This is a genomic window from Corynebacterium tuberculostearicum (assembly GCF_046097255.1).
GTDB classification, from domain to species: domain Bacteria; phylum Actinomycetota; class Actinomycetes; order Mycobacteriales; family Mycobacteriaceae; genus Corynebacterium; species Corynebacterium tuberculostearicum_J.
The window spans coordinates 846945-865906 of the sequence record NZ_CP175770.1 but is presented as its reverse complement, the minus strand read 5'-3'; the positions used below and the strand labels follow the sequence as shown (position 1 = coordinate 865906).

The window sequence follows — 18962 nt, the reverse complement described above, 5'->3', positions numbered from 1 at the left end:
TCAGCGGCGCGCGGCTCGTGAATGTTCTCGCTTCTCGTCAGCTGTGTTCTCGTGTGTGTGCCCGTGGTATTCGCGGCAGCGGGGTATAAGAAGGTGACACAACCATAAGGAGCGTAGTAACCAACGTGCTAGTACTTCTGGGTGCTCTTATCGCCGCCTCCGTGGTCGCGCCGCTGCTCATCATGCGAATGGGTCGCCCGGCTTTTGGAATTTTGGCACTGGTTCCCAGCGCAGGCTTCGTATGGACTCTCGTGCATTTCCTGCGCGGTACCTTCACAGACGGCGGCGCGGTCGAACGCACCGTGGAGTGGATGCCGTCCGCCAACCTGAGTTTTAGTCTCCGCTTGGACGGATTGGGCGCGCTATTTAGCCTCATTATATTAGGCATGGGCGCGCTGGTGCTGGTGTATTGCTGGGGCTATTTTGATGGCACGCGGCGCCGCCTAGCCATGTTCGCCGCACAAATGGTGGGCTTTGCCACCGCCATGTTTGGCCTGGTGGCCGCGGATAATTTCCTGCTAATGTACGTGTTCTGGGAGATTACCTCCATACTGTCCTACCTTTTGGTCAGCTACTACGCGGAGCGTGCCTCTTCCCGCCGCGCCGCGCAGCAGGCACTCATGGTCACCGCACTGGGCGGGCTGTCCATGCTCATGGGCATCATCCTGCTCGGACGCCAGACCGGAGCGTGGACCTTTAGCGATATCGCCGCCTATCAGCACTTTGCCCAGACGCCATTTGTCACGGTCGCCATCGTGCTCATCTTGGCGGGCGCGCTGACGAAGTCCGCAATCGCGCCGGCACATTTCTGGTTGCCGGGTGCGATGGCGGCGCCGACTCCGGTCTCCGCTTATCTCCACTCCGCCGCGATGGTAAAGGCGGGCATCTACCTAGTCGCACGCCTCGCGCCATCGATGTATGAGGTTGCCACCTGGCACGTGGTGGTTATCTCCCTTGGCGTATTTACCATGCTGCTGGGTGGCTGGATGGCGCTCAAGCAGCGCGACCTGAAGCTGGTGCTGGCCTATGGCACCGTCTCCCAGTTGGGCTTTATTACTTCCATCGCAGCTGTAGGTTCCCGCGAGGCTATGCAGGCCGCTCTCGCGCTGACCTTTGCGCACTCGCTATTTAAGGCGGCACTCTTTATGGTCGTCGGCACTATCGACCACTGCTCGGGCACGAGGGACATCACCAAGCTTTCCGGCTTGGGCCGCAAGGAGCCGTTCCTCTTCGGCATTGCGATCATCTCTGGCCTGTCCATGGCCGGCGTGCCGCCCCTTTTTGGCTTCGTGGCCAAGGAGGCAGTGCTGGAAGCCACCATGCATGAGGAGCTTCTAGTAGGCATGCCGCGCAATATGATGCTGGTGGCCTACGTCCTCGGTTCCATCCTCACCATGGCTTATACTCTGCGCTTCTTGTGGGGTGCCTTTGCTACCAAGCCGGAGGTTAATGGCACGGAGCCAGCAGAAGCCGTCGCCAAGATGCATCCCGTCACCATGGGGCTGTGGCTCTCCCCTGCCCTACTCACCGCCCTAACCGTGGTGCTGGGTGTATTCCCCAAGCCGCTCTCGGCGGCCTTTGACCAGCACCTCAACTCCACCTTCGGCCCGAAGGAGCATAGTGAGTTGGCGCTGTGGCATGGCTTTAGCGTGGCGCTGGGCCTTTCCATGCTCATTATTGTGGGCGGTATTGTCATGCACTGGCAGCGCCAAGTCCTAGTCAAGTGGCAATTCCCCTACCCTGCACTGGGCAATGCGGATGATGCCTATGATTCGGTCATCGCTCTTCTGCGCCAGCTCTCGCTGCGCACGACGGCAACCACGCAGCGCGGCTCCCTGCAGCTGAACCTCACGGTCATCTTTGCCACCTTGATGTTGCTGCCGGTAGCCATGCTCATCAAGGGCGACCTCACCGATATTCGGATGATTGTGGCGGAAAATCCCTGGCAGATCGTGGCCGCCGTCATCATTATGGTGGCCGCGGTGGCCGCCACGGTCACCGCTAACCGCCTGTCCGCCATCATCATCGTAGGCGTGACCGGTTATACACTCGCCTTTATCTTTGCGCTCCACGGTGCACCAGATCTTGCGCTAACCCAGCTGCTGACGGAGACCATCGTGATGGTTATCTTCATGCTGGTCCTGCGCCGCATGCCCGCTTCCGCCGAGTGGAAGCAAGACCCCAAGATGGGCCGCCTGCGCGCCTGGCTATCGGTGGGCACGGGCCTGACGGTCACCGTGGTTGCGATGTTTGCCATCAACGCCCGCCAGTCCAAGCCCATTTCCGAGTTCATGCCGGATCTAGCCAAGGAGATTGGGCACGGCGCCAATACCGTCAACGTCTTACTGGTAGACCTGCGCGCGTGGGATACCTTTGGCGAAATCACGGTCATCATCATTGCCGCGCTGGGCGTGGTCTCGCTGATTTATCGCACCCAATCCTTCGGACGCGAAAGCCGCCGCCCCACCCTGCGGGTGACCGGCCGGCGCTGGCTGGCGGCCGGCGTGGAATCGGAGCAAGCGCTCAACCGCTCGCTGATGATCGATGTCTCCACCCGCGTGCTCTTCCCGTCCATGGTCGCGCTATCCTTCTACTTCTTCTTCGCCGGCCACAACGCCCCGGGTGGCGGCTTTGCCGGCGGCCTCGTCGCCGCGCTGGCGCTCATCCTGCGCTACCTGGCCGGCGGGCGCGCGGAGTTGGAAGAGACCCTACCTATCGACGCCGGACGCACCATGGGCACCGGCCTCTTCTTGTCCGCACTGGCCGCAGTGACCCCCATGTTCTTTGGCCACCCACCGCTTACCAGCGGCTACACCTCGCCGGAGATTCCGCTCATCGGCAAGGTTTCGCTGCCATCGGCGTTGGTCTTTGACGCGGGCGTCTACCTCATCGTGGTGGGGCTAACGCTCTACATCCTGAGTTCCTTGGGCGCCAAGTTGGATGAGGAAGAGGATATGCGTAAGCAGCGCGCCCGCGATCGCGCCCGCTCGCTGGCCCGGCAGCAACGCCAACGCACCGCCAAGCAAAAGGCGCAAAGGGCCCAACGCAAGGAAAAGAAACAAGCCGCCACAGCAAGCACAGCCGCGACAACAGGAAAGGAGAAATAAATGGAAGCCAACCTCTTCCTCCTCCTGGCCGCAGGCGTGCTCGTTGCGGCAGGCGTCTACCTGCTGCTAGACCGCACCATGACCAAGATGATGTTGGGCTTGTTGCTACTGGGCAATGGAGCCAACCTCTTCCTGCTGCAGTCCGGCGGCTCGGCCGGTTCCCCGCCTATCGACGGCCGCGAGTCGGAGCCTTACGGCGCCGAGATTGCGGATCCACTGGCGCAGGCGATGATTCTTACCGCCATCGTTATCTCCATGGCACTTACGGCCTTCATCCTTACGTTGGCCTACCGCCAGTACCGCTACCGCACGGACGATGTCATTGAAGATGACGCGGAGGATACCGCGATTGCGGCTAAGGCTGCGCGCCCTGGCAATGCGGCCGCCAACCCGGACCACGATGAGTCCAATGATCCGACCACGGGCCGCGCCACCAAGCAAGGCGATAACTTCGGACCCGAATCCTTCGAGCAACCAGTAAAGGGGGCCCACGATGAGTGAGACCGTACAGCCGCTTGTCGATGTCCTCTTTCCCTACATCGGCTACCTCATTCCGCTGCCCATTATCATCCCGGCGGTGGCCGCGGCCCTCGCCTTGATTTTTTGCCGCATCCCCAATGCGCAGCGCCAGATCGTGTTCTTCTCGCTGCTCATTACCGCAGTGGTTAATGCCACCCTCATCCTCATTGCAGATTTTGAGGGCATCCAAACGCTGCAGGTAGGTGGCTGGGACGCCCCAGTGGGCATCACGCTTGTGGCGGATCGCCTCTCTGCGGTGATGCTCTTTACGTCCTCCGTGGTGCTGTTTTCTGTCATTTGGTACGCCATTTCCCAGGGCGTGCGCGATGGCACCAAGGACGAGCCGGTGGCCGTCTTCTTGCCCACCTACATGCTGCTGACCATGGGCGTAAATATTTCCTTCTTGGCCGGCGACCTGTTCAACCTCTACGTGGGCTTCGAGGTCTTCCTCGTGGCGTCGTATGTGCTGTTGACCCTGGGTGCCTCGGCTGGTCGCGTGCGCGCCGGTGTGGGCTATGTGATGGTGTCCATGGCCTCGTCCATGATTTTCTTGCTCGCGTTGGGCTTTGTGTATTCCTCCGTGGGCACGATGAACATGGCCCAGATTGGCCAGCGCATGCAGGACATCCCGGAGGGAACTCGCATCGCCATCTTTGCCACGCTGCTCGTCGCCTTCGGTATTAAGGCGGCCGTGGTTCCGTTGGACGCCTGGCTGCCGGACTCGTATCCCACAGCGCCGTCGCTAGTCACGGCCGTCTTCGCCGGCCTGCTGACCAAGGTCGGTGTCTACGCCATTATCCGCGCCCGCACCTCCGTCTTCACCGCCGGTGGGCTCGATACCGTGCTCATGTGGGTCGCCCTCGCCACGATGTTGGTGGGCATCTTAGGCGCGATTGCGCAGTCCGATATTAAACGCCTTTTATCCTTTACCCTGGTTAGCCACATTGGCTACATGATCTTCGGTGTTTCCCTCGGCACCGCCCAGGGCCTGTCCGGCGCCATCTTCTACGCCGTGCACCACATTCTGGTCCAAACCGCGCTATTCCTGGTGGTCGGACTCGTTGAGCGCCAGGCCGGCACCTCGTCGCTGCGCCGCTTGGGTTCGCTCATGTACTCGGCCCCGCTGATCGGAATCTTGTATTTCATCCCGGCCATTAACCTGGGTGGCATCCCACCGTTCTCCGGATTCTTGGGCAAGGTCATCTTGTTGCAGGCCGGTGCGAATGAAGGTTCCTGGATGGCATGGGTGCTCATCGTCGGTGCGGTGGTTACCTCGCTGCTGACCCTCTACGTCATGATGCTGGTATGGGCCAAGGGCTTCCAGCGCGACCGCGCCGATGCCCCGGAAGGCAACATGGCGCTCGCGCGCCCCGCCCCGCTTTCCGATATCACCGATGAGGTGGAATTTTCCTCCCGCCAGGATGTGGGCCGCGTGCCCTTTGGCATGATTGCGTCTACTACCCTGCTGGTGGCCGCGTCTACGTCCATTACCTTCCTGGCCGGCCCAATGTCCGGCGTGACTACCCGCGCTGCCGAATCCGCACAAGATACGTCCATCTACCAGTACGCGGTGCTGGGCGACCGCGCGGATGATCCCACCCGCCACCTCAACCAGAAGGAGCGCTACACCGGCGGCGCGGACTCCTATGAAAATCGCCGCAACCCCTCCCCCGAGGCGGAGCCTCCGGCCTCACCGGGCTTAGATGCCCGCACCGACCCAGAAGCCGGCGGCCGCGATTCGCATTCCACGGATGTAAAGTCCCCGGACGCCGCCAAGAGGAAGGATATTAGCGATGACTAACACGCGCTTTTCCGGCCTGCGCCACCGCTTCCGCCCGTGGTTCATCGTCTGGCTGGTAGTCATGTGGTGCATGCTCATGGGCGAGGTCACCGTGGGCAACCTGGTAGCCGGGCTTATCATCGGCTTCGTCATTGTCTTTGCCCTGCCGCTGCCGGCCATGCCTATCACCGGCATCGACGTCTCTTGGGGCAAGCTCATTGTGTTCATGCTCCGCTGGTTCTGGGAGTTGTTCTACGCCTCGCTCAAGGTGGGCTGGCTGGCCGTGCGCCCGCAGCCGGTGCCCAAGACCGCCATCTTGGAGCTGCCCATGCGCTTGGATAATGAGTTCGTACTCTCCCTGGCTGTAACGCTGTATAACCTGCAGCCAGGCGGCACGGTGACCGATATCGACATTGCCAATCGCATGATTACCGTCCATATCTTAGACGCCCGCGATGAGGCCCAGATTCAGCGCGAAATCGGTGCCGTGGCCCACCTTGAGGCCTCATTCATCGACATCTTTGAAAGGAGCCACCCCTAATGGATCCGCAGATCTATAACGCGATTTTGCTGGTGGCCGCCGCGCTGCTGGTGGTCTCCTTCCTCATCACCGTCTGGCGCATTGTCACCGGCCCCAATTCGCTGGACCGCTTGGTGGGCATGGATGGCTTTACCGCGATGTTCCAGTGCGCACTGGCTACCTATATGTGCTGGTCGCTTAACACGACCGTGGTCTCAGCCATGCTGGTCATTGCGCTGCTGGGATTCATCTCCACCGTATCCGTCACTAGGTTTAGGAAGAGGGATAATCAATGAGCTGGTCTTTCATCGCAGATGTGCTCTCGCTCATCCTGATAATCGGCGGCAGCGTCCTCACCTTGGCGGCGGCTATCGGCATCGCCCGCTTCAAGGACACCATGTCTCGTGTGCATGCGGTAAGCAAGCCGCAAACCACCGGCCTTATCCTGACGATCCTTGGTGCCATCATCCGCATCACGGGCGCGGAATCCTTCAGCGTTGCCGAGCGCGGGGATTTAGGAATACTCGTTTTGCTGGTACTCTTTGCCATGTTCACTAGCCCGGTAACCGCGCAGCGCACCTCGCGTATTGCACGCCGTGAGGGCCTGTACGGCACCGAGGAAACCATGTCCCGCAACGACCGACCCGCCGCGAAGTCGCTGCGCCGCAAGTAGGAGACGCTTTTCACCGTGAAAAAGCTTTATGGGCTTCCCACTATGGTGACTTTGCTCGCCGCTCTCGTCGGCGTCATCGTCTACCGCTTCAGCATCTTCGACGGCAATAGCGCCTTTGTGTGGCGCGTTCCCCTGGATCTGAAGATTTATTGGCTCGCCGGCGGCGAGGTGGCCCAAGGCGCGGACCTCTACGATAACGCCTACATTGGCGACCTGCCTTTTACCTATCCGCCCTTCTCCGGCACCCTTTTCACGTGGCTTTCCACGCTTGACGACGCCCCCTTAATCCTCCTCTGGCAGGGCGGCACCGCCCTCGCCTTGTTCACGGTTATTATGCTGGTCCTGCGCGAGCGCGGGCTCAAGCTCTCCCCGGCAATGTGGCTGCTGGGCATCTTGCTGCTGTGCTGCACCCCGGCGAATGAGCCGGTGCACGGCACCTTATTCTTTGGCCAGATCAACATCTTTTTGATGCTGCTCGTGGCCTTGGACATCCTCCCGCGCAAGCGCGCTTTGCCGGGCATCGGAATTGGTTTGGCCGCAGGTATGAAGCTCACCCCGGCCTATATGGGTCTGGTTTTGCTCTTCCAGAAGCGCTGGTGGCAAGCGATCATCGCCATCCTTACCTTTGCGGTGACCGTTGCCATCGGTTTCGTGACCATTCCGGATGCCGCCGATTTCTGGACCGACGCTATCTTTAAGTCCTCGCGCGTGGGCGAGCACACCAACCCCGGTGCGCAGTCGATTCGCTCGGTGATGGTCCGCGCCTGGGGCATTGATGGCGGCTGGATCTGGCTTACCGCCGTGGTCGTGGTCTTCATCTTGACCTGCCTGGCGCTGCGCACCGCGATGAAGCACCGCAATAATTCCGCCGCACTTGCGCTTGCCGGCATCAGCTCCTGCTTGGTCTCCCCCTTCTCCTGGTACCACCACTGGGTGTGGACGGTGCCTCTGGCCGTCGTCGTGCTAGTTGCCGTCAACCAGGGTCTGGGCAAGCGCCTGCCCGGTTTCCTCGGCGCGCAGTTCGCTGGCCTCGTGTCGGTGCTCGCTATGTGTGCGGTGACCCTGCCGTTCATCTCCGCACCCGTGTGGCTATCTGCGGCGAGCCGCTCGCTCAACCACTGGGATTTGCAGCCGTGGGGAATGTTGGCCTTCACCGGCGCCGGTGTCCTTTTTATCGCCTTCTACGCGGTGTGGGGCTTTATCCCCGGCACCCAGCCGGCCGAGGAAGCGCCCGCCCCGGGCCGCCACCACCTGCCTGCGCAGCCCGAGCCCGCTACCGCGGAAACCGCTGTACGCCCAGCACGCTCGTTTAATACCGCAGCTACGAGCCGTGGGGGTCAAGGTCATTCACGGGCAGCGCAACCCGTCAGCGATGAAACGGCAGAAATGCCCGCGGTGGGGCCGGAAACGCGCGCGTTCCCGGCGGCGCAGGACATCACCGATATCCCGGATACGCCGGCCTACGGGCGCCACTCGCGCGCAGAGGACTAGCCCCGGACCAGCCTGCCCGCCGCTTTAGAGTGGGCGGAAGGTGCGCAACTCGCGGCAGGTCTCCTCGACCACCTCGCGCCAGCTGCCGGTCTCTTTGAAGAGGCGGCGCTGCCGCTCATAGCCGGCACCGCCTTCGATAATTTCGTGGATGAGTTTGAGCTCATTGACGCATCCCAGCTCGCGCGCGATGGGGCTAAGCTCGTCCACCATTTCCGCTAGCTCGTCCTTGACCCAGGCCTCATCGGTCTCGCGGGAGGTAATCACCAGCGCATCCATGCCGTAGCGGGCACCGCGCCATTTATTTTCTGCTACGTGCCAGGGCTGCAGGATGGGGAGGGGCTCCGCGGCGTCGATAAGCCGGTCGTAGTAGACCACCAGGCAGTGGGTCAGCGCCACGATGGCGGAGAGCTCGCGCAGGTTGGACGTCGCATCAGAGACGCGCACCTCCACCGTGCCCCACTTGGACGCCGGCCGAATATCAAAGTGCATGGAACCGGTGTGATTGATAACGCCGGAAATGGCTTGGTCGCGCATATAGGACTGCCACTCGGCCCAATCGCGGAATTGATACGGCATGCCTGCGGTGGGCAGCTGTTGGTACAGCATGGTGCGGTTGGAGGCATAACCGGTATCGAGGCCCTCCCACCCGGGCGAGCACGCAGAAATGGCCAGCAGATGTGGATACTTGGTCATCAGCGCATTGATGATGGGCCATACGCGGTCCTCGTGGCTAACGCCCACGTGCACGTGCGTGCCCCATAGCAGCATCTGCTTGCCCCAGTACTGGGTGCGCGCGATGATTTCTTGATAGCTGGGCTTTTCCGAAAGCGGGTTCTCCCGGAAGTCCGTAAACGGGTGGCCGCCAGAGGCCCAGACATCTACGCCCAGCTTATCGGCGGCTTCTTCCACCGCTTTCAGGGAAGTGTTCAGGTCAGCGATGGCTTCCGGCACGGTATGGCAGATGCCGGTGACCAGCTCCACCGTGTTCTGGAGGAATTCCTTTTCCAGATGGATCTCGGGATGGGCTGCAGTGACGAGGTCAATAAGTTCTGCGCCGCGCGGGACAAGGTCGCGCGTGTCGCGGTCCACGAGCGCCACCTCCCATTCCACGCCGAGCGTTGGTTCGGGAGAGCGGGCGAATTGTTCTGCCGGGATCTTCACCCATTCAGCTTAACGGGTGACAGGTATTAAGACGTGAATTTTATTTAACCTGTTCGCACCGGCGGTCCTGCGGGCGCGGAAAAGTTCAGATCACAAAAAGTCCAAGGCATTCGGCCGAAGAACTATGGTACTTGCTCTTCGGCCGGAGGGCCTTGGACTTTAAATTAGGTGCGCGGCTTGCTTAGGCCTGCGGTACCGCCAGGGCGACGACGACGGCGCCGTCATCGGTTGCTTCCTTAGGCAGGTCGCGGTTCATCGGAGCGATATCGGCCTGGTAGCGGGCGGCTACCTCCTTGGCCAGAGCCTCAGCGGAGGCATCGCCTTCTGGGAAGAAGACGGTGGTCTTCGGAACGGTGAGGACATCGCCCGGCAGGTTGCCCACGTAGCCAACCTTGAAGCCGCCGCCCTTGAGGGAATCGGCTTCCTTCTTGGCCTTGTCTACCTCGCCGGAGTTATTGAGGACGCTGACCTTAATATCGTTGCGGTCGCGCGCGGCGGAATGGGCGTTTTCCTCGCCTGCGGCGGCATCTCCCTCGGCCGCGGCTCGCTCATCGGCAGCGCCGGAAGCGGCCGGGTTGCCTGCGCCGTCGCGTTCGCCCTCACCTGGCGCCGGTGCGGGGGCAGGGGCGCTCGCGCCCTCGGAAGCGCCTGGCGCGCCAGGGGCACGGGAACCTGCGGCGTCGGGGCCAGCGGAGCCTTCGGGCGCGGCACCGATGGTGGAACCGGTGGAGTTTTCCTGCGTGCTCTCGGAGGCAACGGTGGAGTCATCGTCGCCTGAGGTCATGGAGTACAAAGCCCAAAGGCCGAGCATGACGGCCACGGCGATGAGGACCATTGCCAGGCCGCGCAGCGGGAGGCCGCCCTTTTTAGCGTGCGCGCCTCCACCAGCGGGGCGCTTAGCTGCACGGGAAGCGGACGCACCGGCAGCGGAGCCGGCGCGGGTTTCGTCGGATACCTTGTCGGTCGAATTTTCCGGATTCACATTAGTCACATACGCAACACTAGTACTCAGAATTAACTATCTGGGGTATTTCCCCGCGCGGCGCGCCGCGTGTCTTCTCGCTCCTCGCGCAGGCGCCGCAGCCGTGCAACCAGGAGGGGGTGGGATTGGGCGGCCGCGGGGGCGTCGAGAAGCAGGTTTAGGCGCTGGTGGTAGCGCACCGGGGAGATGTCCAGCTGCGCGCGGATGGCCTCTTCCTTGCGGCCGATGCTGCGCGGCGCGGTTTCCTCGAAGTCCAAAATGGCGGCGTCTAGGTCAGACAAGGGGGTCATGCCTAAACTGTAAGGCATGACTATTCGCCCCATCGTTATCCACGGCGAGACCGTGCTTCACGAACCCACCCAACCGGTGGAAGAATCCGAGATTTCCACCCCGGAAATGCAGCAACTCATCGCGGACATGTATGAAACCATGGACGCCGCCAATGGCGTGGGCCTGGCCGCTAACCAGGTAGGAATTGGCAAGCGCCTCTTTGTCTACCACTGCCCCGATACGGACGGCCCCAATGGCACCGAGCTGCCGTCCGAGGAGGCGGGCATGCGCAAGGGCTGCGTTATCAACCCCGTGCTGGAGACCTCCGAGATTCCAGAGACCATGCCTGCCGACGACGGCTCCGATGACGAGGGTTGCCTCTCCGTGCCGGGCGAGGGCTTTCCCACCGGCCGCGCCGACTGGGCGCGCGTGACCGGCAAGGACGAAAACGGCAATGACATCTCCGTCGAGGGTTATGGCTTTTTCGCCCGCTGCCTGCAGCACGAGACCGGCCACCTCGATGGCTTCCTCTACACCGATACCCTCATTGGCCGCTATAAGCGCCAGGCCAAGAAGGCCATTAAGCGCCACGGCTGGACCGAGCCGGGCTATTCCTGGGTACCGGGTGAGGACGCCGATCCCTTCGGCCACGACGACTAATGTCTCGCATTTTCCGCTCCGATGCCGTCCAGGTGGGCGAGCGCGTGGTGGCCCGGCGCGACTTCGGCGATGTGCATAGCGATGTCATCGGTCACGTACTCAGCCTCGACCCGCTGGTCATTCGCCCACAAGAGGTCGGCGGCTACCCTTCCGACCTGGAGGCGGTGGAGATCCCGCCGGAGCAGCTGAAGATCATTAAGCGCCTTTCCCCGCGCATGGTCCGCAATTCCGATATCCGCGCCGTGGAGGTTGCCGCGGCCTCGGCCTTCCCCGGCACAGACCACGCCTGGACCAGCGATGGTTCCTGGCTGCTGCGCGCGAGCGACGGGGTTTCCGGCCACTCCAACTCGGCCGTGCCGGTAGGCCCTTCGGCCGGTTTTACGCCAGTGCCACTGGAGGAGATTAAGGCCTTTTACTCCCGCCACAATCTGCCGGTGCGCCTATTGGTTCCGGAGCGCATTGGCAAGCCGGCCGAGCGCCTGCTCGCCGACCCCGCCTGGGAGACCGAGCCAGAGATCCTCGCCATGGTCCTGAGGGATCTGCCCACGCTTGCCGACGCCCCCTCTACCTCCCCCACCTTCCACCTCACCGCCCAGCCCGACGACGAGTGGCTGGCGATGTATCAATCCCGCACCGATGCCCTTCCTGCCAACGCGTTGCAGAGCCTTGGCGCTCACATCGAGGGACCGCTCGGCTTTGGCCGCCTGGTCCTCGATGGCGAGACCGTCGCCATCGCCCGCGGCACCCTGAGCGAATCCGGCGATGGCACCACGTGGCTGGGTCTTTCTTCCATCGAAGTGGCCGAGGACTTCCGCCGCCGCGGATACGGAGCGCTCGCGCTCCAACATTTGCTGCACTGGGGCCACAACAACGGCGCTGAGCACGCGTACCTCACCGCGCCGACCTCGAATATCGCCGGCGTGCGGCTGGCGGAGAAGCTCGGCTTCATCGAGCAGCACCGGCGCATCTACGCCCGCCTGCGCGACTAGCTCTCCGCGCTGCGGACTTCCGGTCTGGGCGGTGAACGTTATGGGACTCCTTGTGGGCTGGGTAGTGAGCTTGACTCACTACCCAGGTAACCTATGTGGCATGCGCATCGCCACGTGGAATATTAACTCCGTCCGTACCCGCACACAGCGGGCGCTGAACCTTATCTCCAAGCACGACATCGACGTTTTGTGCCTGCAAGAAACTAAGGTGAAAGACGATAAGTTTCCACGCGAGGTCTTCGAGGATGCGGGTCTCCATGTCACCTGCCACGGGCTCAACCAGTGGAACGGCGTGGCCATTGTGTCCAAGGAAGAGCCCGAGGACGTCTTTATCGGCTTTCCGGGCCAGCCAGGCTTTGCCAAAGATCCAGAAAAGCCGCAAGACCGTGAGGCCCGAGCACTAGGGGCTCGCATCCGTGGCGTAGAAATCTGGTCACTCTACGTGCCCAACGGCCGCGAGATCACGGATCGCCATTATGACTACAAGCTGGACTTTCTCTATCACTTGGCGCGCTATGCGGAAAATCATGCGCAGTCCAAATTGCTTATGAGCGGTGATTTCAATATTGCCCCGCGCGATGAGGACGTGTGGGATATAGAGGCCTTCCGTGGCAAGACGCATGTCACCGAGCCAGAGCGCGCCGCGTTCCAGATGCTGGAAGAAGCAGGCCTCGAGGAAGTTACTCGCCGGTTCACGGAGGACCAGCGCTATACCTACTTCGATTACAAGGGCATGCGCTTCCAAAAGAACGAAGGCATGCGCATCGACTTCCAGTTGGCTTCAGCCCCGCTTGCCCAGCACGTGACCGGCGCGCAAGTAGACATGGTCGAGCGCGCCGGCGATAAAACCTCCGATCACTGTCCGCTTCTCGCAGATTACAATCTGCCCGATTTCAATTCCGTGCGATAAATGTCTTGGTCTCTTGATCTCAGCTTCTGGCAGCTCGTATTCCTGATCCTTGATTACGGCATCAAGATCATTGCCGTTGGCTTCGTGCCCGAAGGCCGCCGACCTTCCAGTTCAACCGCGTGGCTGCTGGCAATTCTGGTGCTGCCGTTTATCGGCCTGCCGCTGTTTTTGCTCATGGGCTCGCCGTATATCAACCGGCGTCGCCACCGCATCCAGCAAGAAGCCAATGAGAAGATTGAAAACGTCACAGCCCGCACCCCGGATCATCCGCAGGGCCTCCTTTCGGCGGAAGTAGAGTCGGTTATTCGGCTTAACCGCGAGCTGACTGGGTTCCCAGCATTGGTGGGCCATAACCTTGGCCTGCACGCGGATTATGACGAGTCCATTCGCGCCATTGCCGCCGCTATTGACCGCGCCGAGAAGTATGTATCCATCGAGATCTACATCCAGTCCTGGGATGAGACCACAGACGTCTTCTTTGAGTCGCTGCGCAGGGCTACCGCCCGAGGTGTAAAGGTGCGCTTGCTCTTGGATCAGATCGGCAGCTTCAAGTACAAGGGCTACTTCAAGCTGGGCAAGCGGCTAACGGAGATTGGCGTCGACTGGCATCTCATGCTGCCCATCCAGCTGCACAAGGGCCGCTTCCGCCGCCCTGACCTGCGCAATCACCGCAAGCTGGTGATTATCGATGGCAAGGTGGGCTTTATTGGCTCGCTGAATATGATTAAGCGCCAGTACAAGACCAAGGACCGCTACTGGATTGACTACATGGTGGAGCTTTCCGGCCCGATTGTGACCTCCATGTCCGCAATCTTCGCCGTGGATTGGTACCTCGAGGCAGAAGAGAACCTGCCACTGGATGAGCTGCCATATGACGACGCCCAGACTGCCGACGCCAACCACCTCCAGATAATCCCCTCCGGGCCGGGTTACACCACTGAGCCCAACCTGCGCATGTTCAACTCCCTGGTACACCACGCCAAGGACCGGCTGGTACTGTGCTCGCCCTACTTCGTCCCGGATGAATCCCTACTGGAGGCCGTGACCACCGCCTGCTACCGCGGCGTGGACGTGGAACTTTATGTCTCTGCCAAGGCGGACCAATTCATGGTCAACCACGCCCAATCCTCCTACTACCAGGCGCTGCTGGAGGCGGGCGTGCACATCTACCAATTCCCCTATCCCTTTGTTCTGCACTCCAAGTTCATCATCACCGACCCGGATGACCCCGGCCGCGATCCGCTGTGCATGTTCGGCTCCTCCAATATGGACCCGCGCTCGTTCGGCCTAAATTACGAATCCACCATGCTGGTGGCCAAGGGAGACCTCATTGACCAGTTCAACCAGCTCGTATCCAACTACCGGGCCGTATGCCACGAGCTGACCCTTGAGGAATGGAATGAGCGCGGATTTATCCGCCGCTACGTGGATAATGTCATGCGTCTTACCTCCGCGTTGCAATAAAGCGGGTACTGGCTGCAACGGCTTCAGCGAAGACTGCGCATATTTACCCACCCGAAGGCACTTCAACCTGCGGGTTTATCGATTTTCCCAGGTAGCTTATAACTATATCCCTGTAGATCTATACCCCGAGCCGATCAACCAACAAAACCGTCATCTTAGACGTCCATCTCGATCGAGGTGGGAGTTCCGTCCCTCTTCGTCTTCACCGTCACGGGGTGCCCACCGAACATGTACCCGTCGTCGAACTCGACGCCAATGTTTCCCCTGTGGGGAATGTTCACCGCAGTCGGGGTCAGCTTGGCGTAGACGTCCTCCACCCCGAGTTTCGGGGCGGGTGTCGGCCTCCCTTCCGCCTCGGCCACATCGTGGCGCCACCGGTTCGCGGCCGGAAGTGCTTTTTCGGCCCCCAGCATGCGCGCGCTATCGAGGTACTCTTGGGAGAGGACGTTGTTGATGAAGCTCAGCGCCGACTTGAACTTCTTCGCCATGTTCCCCTGGCCCGCGAGGAGCAGTTCCGGCCCCTCGTACCAAATACTGACCTCGACGCCGAGGTCGTCCGCTTTACCCTCGAAAGTCGAAAACGTCCGGTCAAGGACCAGTTGTCCGATATTGGCCTCCAAGATCACCGGTTCGGCAGTCTTGGCCGAGAGTTCCTCCATCTCTGGGTCGGGCAGCGGATCAAGCATTTCCCAAATGGTGACGTAGGGTTCCTTCCTGATATCGGAAAAGAAGTAGCTACCCCGCGCGCGATACACCTTGAACGGCTCCAGATCGGCGATTTCCCGCGGATCCCAGAGCGTCTTTCCCTGCCGGGTGTGAAACAGGTGCGGGTAACACACATTGATCCCCCCGGTGATTACTTCCCCGTCGGGAAGTAACCGGAGAGCTACACCAGGCATAAGCATAAGTTGGAGTTTGAGCTTGTCTTTGGCGTAGTCGTCACCCACGACCCTCTTTTCCGGCACCGAGGAGACGATGAAGTGGAATTCGACTTCCTCTTCCTTAGCGCTCCTCTGCGTAACAGGGGCATCAGGAAATTCCTCGTAAAGCGACAGCATGCGGCAATGGTAACTCACCCGGTGCTGTTGCAAAGTTGGGGCAGTAGAAAGACCGGCGTGAAATAATCAGAGCCATGGGCATCTTCTCCGGTCGGCATTTCCCCCGTGACATCATCCTGTGGGCGGTGCGGTGGTACTGCCGCTACGGCGTGAGCTACCGCGACCTCGAAGAAATGATGACCGAGCGGGGTGTGCCAGTCGATCACACCACGATCTACCGCTGGGTGCAGAAATACGCCCCTGAGCTGGATAAGCACACTCGCTGGTACCGGCAGGTACCCGACTGGCAGGCCCGGTCCTGGCGGGTGGATGAGACCTATATCCGGGTCGGCGGCACGTGGTGCTATCTCTACCGGGCTATTACCGCCGGTGGGCAGACCTTAGATTTCTACCTCTCACCAAAACGGAATGTGGCTGCGGCCAAGCGTTTCCTGGCCAAGACGCTGCGATCGAATACGACAGCCGGGTCCCCGCGGGTCATCAACACCGACAAGGCACCAGCTCTGGCCAAGGCGATCTCCGAGCTGAAGGCGGAGGGAATCTGCCCTCAGATGGTGGAGCACCGGCAGGTGAAATACCTGAACAAAGTTCTCGAGGGAGATCATGGCCGACTTAAAAGAGTCCTGGGACCGAAGGGGGCGTTCAAAAACCGAATTTCCGCCTACCGGACGTTGAAAGGGATGGAAGCGATGCATTCATTACGGAAAGGTCAGGGCACGATGTTTGCTTATGGGCACCCCAATCCGGACGCGGTGATCGTCAACCGGGTCTTCGAGACGGCCTGAGAACGCCGGCACGCAGCGGCCATCAGGAAATGAGAAACTGGGTCGTCTCGGCTCTCCGCCCAACTTTGCAACAGCACCCATGGGGGTACCTACCTACGGCAAGACCTGACTAGCCTAGCAACCAGCTAAAACATGTCCAAATCCCTGCTCAGAAGCATAGAGCTGAGGTGTAGGGTCGGCGCCATTCAGGGCCGACCGACCTCACTAGCCGCACCTGCTGGCTCACACACTCACCTGCACAGCTCCACAATCCCTCCTTGTAGTACTTTGATTAGGCTTACCTTGTTCATATAAGCTTGCTCCCGTTAAGATCATGGACTTTCACGCGTCAAGGAGGGATGCATGGCTATCTCTACCCCGCATGCGCAATCCCCTTCTCAATCACACCTGGGGTCTCGCGCGGACGCTACTGCGGACGCTTCTGCCAGCGCTCCATCAGGTAAAATCCCGCGTCGCCTCGTCGGCCTCGGCGTCCTTTTCCTCCTATTGCTCGCCAGCATCGTTGCCAGCATCGTGTTTGGATCACGGCAGATCCCTTTTGGAGAAGTGTCCGCCGTGTTCCGCGATCTCGGCACGGCGTTCGGCCACGCGGAGGGGCTGAATGTGGATCAGCGCGTGATCGTCGAGCTCCGCATTCCCCGCACCCTGTTGGGCCTAGTCGCCGGTGCTGCCCTTGGCGCCTCCGGTGCATTGATCCAAGGGCACACGCGCAACCCTCTCGCGGACACGGGCATTCTCGGCATCAACTACGGTGCGTCCCTGGCCGTGGTTGCCAGCTTCTCCTTGCTGGGTGTGACGTCCGTGTGGGCTACCAGCATGTGGGCGTTCGGTGGGGCCATCGCTGCTACTGCGTTGGTGTTTAGTTTGGCGTCCATAGGAGGAGGACAGGCCAATCCAATGACGCTGGTCCTCGGCGGCGCGGCTTTGTCCGCGGTCCTCAGCGCCATCATCAGCGGTTTTATCCTCACTGACGATGCCAATCTGGATCGCATGCGCTTCTGGACCGTCGGCTCCATCGCGGGCCGGGATCTCACCGTGTTCTACGGCGTGCTGCCGTTTATCCTGGTGGGCCTCCTGCTGGCGTTCATCACGGCACCGCAGCTAAACCTCCTGAATCTGGGCGATGACATCGCCTCCGGACTGGGCATCAACACCCAGCGCGCCCGCCTGATTGGCATGGCTCTGATCGCACTGCTGGCCGGTGCCGCGACAGCTGCCGCCGGCCCCATCACCTTCATCGGCCTGGTGGTCCCGCACCTCGTGCGCGCCATCACGGGCCCTGATTACCGCTGGATCCTCCCTTACTCTGCCCTGACGGGTGCGGTGATGATGCTGTTCGCAGACGTGGTGGGCCGTCTGATCGCTCGTCCGGGCGAGTTGCAAGTAGGCATCATCCTCGCGTTCGTGGGCGCGCCGTTCTTCATCGCCCTTATTTATCGACGCCGGGTGGTGGCCATTTAATGAGTTCCCTCCTTGCCCGCCCTACCTCTTCCACTATCCCTGGGCGCCCGCCATTCCGCGTGGGCTCATTTTCTGTGGTCTGGCGCCCTCGCGCGTTGACGGTGTCTCTATTGCTGCTCGTGGCGATCGTCTTGCTAGCGGCGGTCTCCATCGGCCTGGGTGACTATCCTGTGTCCCCGGCTCGTGTGCTGGAGGTGCTGTTCACCGGCCAGGGCACCCGCATTGAGCGTCTGGTGGTTTTGGATTGGCGCATGCCTCGTGCGCTGACGGCCATTCTGGTGGGCTGTGCGCTGGGATTATCCGGAGCCCTCACTCAGTCCGTGACTCGCAATGCGCTGGCCAGCCCGGATATCTTGGGCTTCACTACGGGCGCGTCCGCGGCCGCGGTCACCGTCATCACTCTGGGTGGTGGCGCTGGTGGTTTCCTCGACTGGCTCAGCAGCATCGGCATTCCCTTGGCCGCGGTGCTTGGTGCGGCTGTCACCGCAACGGTGATGTGGGCTCTGGCGTGGAGGAGATCGACTGATTCCTTCCGGCTAGTGCTGTTCGGCATCATCATCTCTGCTCTGTTGACCTCGTATATCAACTTCCTGATGATCCGCACGGAGTTGCGCGATGCCGCGGCCGCGCAGTTCTGGCTTACTGGCTCCCTGAGCACTGCGGACTGGTCCAAGATGTGGCCCATCGCCATTGTTGTGTTGGTGTTTACACCGCTGCTGGCCTGGATTGGTCACCAACTTTTAGCCACCTTGCTGGGCTCGGATACTGCACGGGCTTTGGGACAAAACGTCCAGGGTGTGCAGGTGCTTCTGCTCGCCGCTGCCGTGGCTTTGGCAGCAGTGGCGGTCTCGGCCGCTGGCCCCATCGGGTTCGTCGCCTTCGTGGCCCCACAGGTGGCGCTGCGCTTGTGCAACTGCTCTGCACCACCGCTTCTGGCCTCTGCGCTGACCGGCGCTGCGCTACTCCTGCTGGCAGATATCAGCACCCAAACTCTTCTGCCCGTAGAGCTGCCGGTGGGCATTCTCACCTCGGCAATCGGCGGTGCGTTCCTTATTTATTTGCTGGTCCAACGGAATAGGTCAACCACGGCATGAGAAAAGATCCCACCCTGGAAGTTAGCAGTGCCGCGAAC

Annotated in this window: 18 protein-coding genes; 14 read left to right on the top strand and 4 right to left on the bottom strand. The window is 61.2% G+C overall.

Annotated elements, in window-relative coordinates; all coding sequences use genetic code 11:
* Nucleotides 1-125: 125 nt before the first annotated feature.
* The 7 genes from ACKFRY_RS04130 to ACKFRY_RS04100 are packed head-to-tail and all read left to right on the top strand — an operon-like array spanning nucleotide 126 to nucleotide 8090.
* Nucleotides 126-3107 carry a Na+/H+ antiporter subunit A gene (locus tag ACKFRY_RS04130; protein ID WP_408923262.1) on the top strand — a complete coding sequence of 994 codons (2982 nt, stop codon included), beginning with the start codon at nucleotides 126-128 and terminating at the stop codon, nucleotides 3105-3107.
* Nucleotides 3108-3608: a Na(+)/H(+) antiporter subunit C gene (locus ACKFRY_RS04125; protein ID WP_200435710.1), complete on the top strand. Its 501-nt coding sequence runs from the start codon at nucleotides 3108-3110 to the stop codon at nucleotides 3606-3608. It abuts the gene before it with no gap.
* The gene (locus tag ACKFRY_RS04120; protein WP_302258667.1) at nucleotides 3601-5427 is read left to right on the top strand and encodes a Na+/H+ antiporter subunit D; all 1827 of its coding nucleotides are present in this window, start codon (nucleotides 3601-3603) and stop codon (nucleotides 5425-5427) included. The genes ACKFRY_RS04125 and ACKFRY_RS04120 overlap by 8 nt, the downstream gene beginning before the upstream one ends.
* Nucleotides 5420-5947: a Na+/H+ antiporter subunit E gene (locus tag ACKFRY_RS04115; protein ID WP_005325615.1), complete on the top strand. Its 528-nt coding sequence runs from the start codon at nucleotides 5420-5422 to the stop codon at nucleotides 5945-5947. Before ACKFRY_RS04120 ends, ACKFRY_RS04115 begins: the two co-directional genes overlap by 8 nt.
* Nucleotides 5947-6222, top strand: a complete 276-nt coding sequence (locus ACKFRY_RS04110; protein WP_049360305.1) for a monovalent cation/H+ antiporter complex subunit F — start codon at nucleotides 5947-5949, stop codon at nucleotides 6220-6222. Before ACKFRY_RS04115 ends, ACKFRY_RS04110 begins: the two co-directional genes overlap by 1 nt.
* Nucleotides 6219-6599 carry a monovalent cation/H(+) antiporter subunit G gene (locus ACKFRY_RS04105; protein ID WP_284767047.1) on the top strand — a complete coding sequence of 127 codons (381 nt, stop codon included), beginning with the start codon at nucleotides 6219-6221 and terminating at the stop codon, nucleotides 6597-6599. The genes ACKFRY_RS04110 and ACKFRY_RS04105 overlap by 4 nt, the downstream gene beginning before the upstream one ends.
* A 15-nt stretch (nucleotides 6600-6614) precedes the next feature.
* Nucleotides 6615-8090, top strand: coding sequence for a glycosyltransferase 87 family protein (locus ACKFRY_RS04100; RefSeq protein WP_408923261.1), 1476 nt, complete (start codon nucleotides 6615-6617; stop codon nucleotides 8088-8090).
* Between the two features lie 24 nt (nucleotides 8091-8114).
* On the opposite strand, the gene ACKFRY_RS04095 is transcribed toward ACKFRY_RS04100, so the two are convergent.
* The 3 genes from ACKFRY_RS04095 to ACKFRY_RS04085 form a co-directional block, all read right to left on the bottom strand.
* The gene (locus ACKFRY_RS04095) at nucleotides 8115-9251 is read right to left on the bottom strand and encodes a glutamate--cysteine ligase (RefSeq protein WP_408923260.1); all 1137 of its coding nucleotides are present in this window, start codon (nucleotides 9249-9251) and stop codon (nucleotides 8115-8117) included.
* 181 nt (nucleotides 9252-9432) lie between these two features.
* The gene (locus ACKFRY_RS04090) at nucleotides 9433-10242 is read right to left on the bottom strand and encodes a LytR C-terminal domain-containing protein (protein ID WP_408923259.1); all 810 of its coding nucleotides are present in this window, start codon (nucleotides 10240-10242) and stop codon (nucleotides 9433-9435) included.
* A 23-nt stretch (nucleotides 10243-10265) separates the two neighbouring features.
* Nucleotides 10266-10541, bottom strand: a complete 276-nt coding sequence (locus tag ACKFRY_RS04085) for a DUF3263 domain-containing protein (RefSeq protein WP_179387016.1) — start codon at nucleotides 10539-10541, stop codon at nucleotides 10266-10268.
* Between ACKFRY_RS04085 and ACKFRY_RS04080 the strand changes: the two genes are divergently transcribed.
* From ACKFRY_RS04080 to cls, 4 genes are all read left to right on the top strand, one after another.
* A complete protein-coding gene (locus tag ACKFRY_RS04080) occupies nucleotides 10540-11163 on the top strand; it encodes a peptide deformylase (protein WP_005325608.1) in 624 nt (207 codons plus the stop codon). The two genes, ACKFRY_RS04085 and ACKFRY_RS04080, sit on opposite strands and share 2 nt — an antisense overlap.
* A complete protein-coding gene (locus ACKFRY_RS04075; protein ID WP_408923258.1) occupies nucleotides 11163-12152 on the top strand; it encodes a GNAT family N-acetyltransferase in 990 nt (329 codons plus the stop codon). Before ACKFRY_RS04080 ends, ACKFRY_RS04075 begins: the two co-directional genes overlap by 1 nt.
* Before the next feature lie 100 nt (nucleotides 12153-12252).
* A complete protein-coding gene (locus ACKFRY_RS04070; RefSeq protein WP_005325598.1) occupies nucleotides 12253-13062 on the top strand; it encodes an exodeoxyribonuclease III in 810 nt (269 codons plus the stop codon).
* Nucleotides 13063-14526, top strand: coding sequence for a cardiolipin synthase (gene cls, locus ACKFRY_RS04065; protein WP_005325597.1), 1464 nt, complete (start codon nucleotides 13063-13065; stop codon nucleotides 14524-14526).
* A gap of 155 nt (nucleotides 14527-14681) precedes the next feature.
* Here cls and ACKFRY_RS04060 read toward each other — a convergent pair whose 3' ends face one another.
* Complete coding sequence (locus ACKFRY_RS04060; RefSeq protein WP_408923257.1) at nucleotides 14682-15584, bottom strand: DUF2262 domain-containing protein; 903 nt, start codon at nucleotides 15582-15584, stop codon at nucleotides 14682-14684.
* A gap of 74 nt (nucleotides 15585-15658) precedes the next feature.
* Between ACKFRY_RS04060 and ACKFRY_RS04055 the strand changes: the two genes are divergently transcribed.
* The 3 genes from ACKFRY_RS04055 to ACKFRY_RS04045 all read left to right on the top strand — a co-directional run bounded on the left by ACKFRY_RS04055 (nucleotide 15659) and on the right by ACKFRY_RS04045 (nucleotide 18924).
* The gene (locus ACKFRY_RS04055; RefSeq protein WP_408923256.1) at nucleotides 15659-16369 is read left to right on the top strand and encodes an IS6 family transposase; all 711 of its coding nucleotides are present in this window, start codon (nucleotides 15659-15661) and stop codon (nucleotides 16367-16369) included.
* Between the two features lie 342 nt (nucleotides 16370-16711).
* The gene (locus ACKFRY_RS04050; RefSeq protein ID WP_005325331.1) at nucleotides 16712-17830 is read left to right on the top strand and encodes an iron ABC transporter permease; all 1119 of its coding nucleotides are present in this window, start codon (nucleotides 16712-16714) and stop codon (nucleotides 17828-17830) included.
* Nucleotides 17830-18924, top strand: a complete 1095-nt coding sequence (locus ACKFRY_RS04045) for a FecCD family ABC transporter permease (protein WP_408923255.1) — start codon at nucleotides 17830-17832, stop codon at nucleotides 18922-18924. The genes ACKFRY_RS04050 and ACKFRY_RS04045 overlap by 1 nt, the downstream gene beginning before the upstream one ends.
* The last annotated feature ends 38 nt before the right edge of the window (nucleotides 18925-18962 follow it).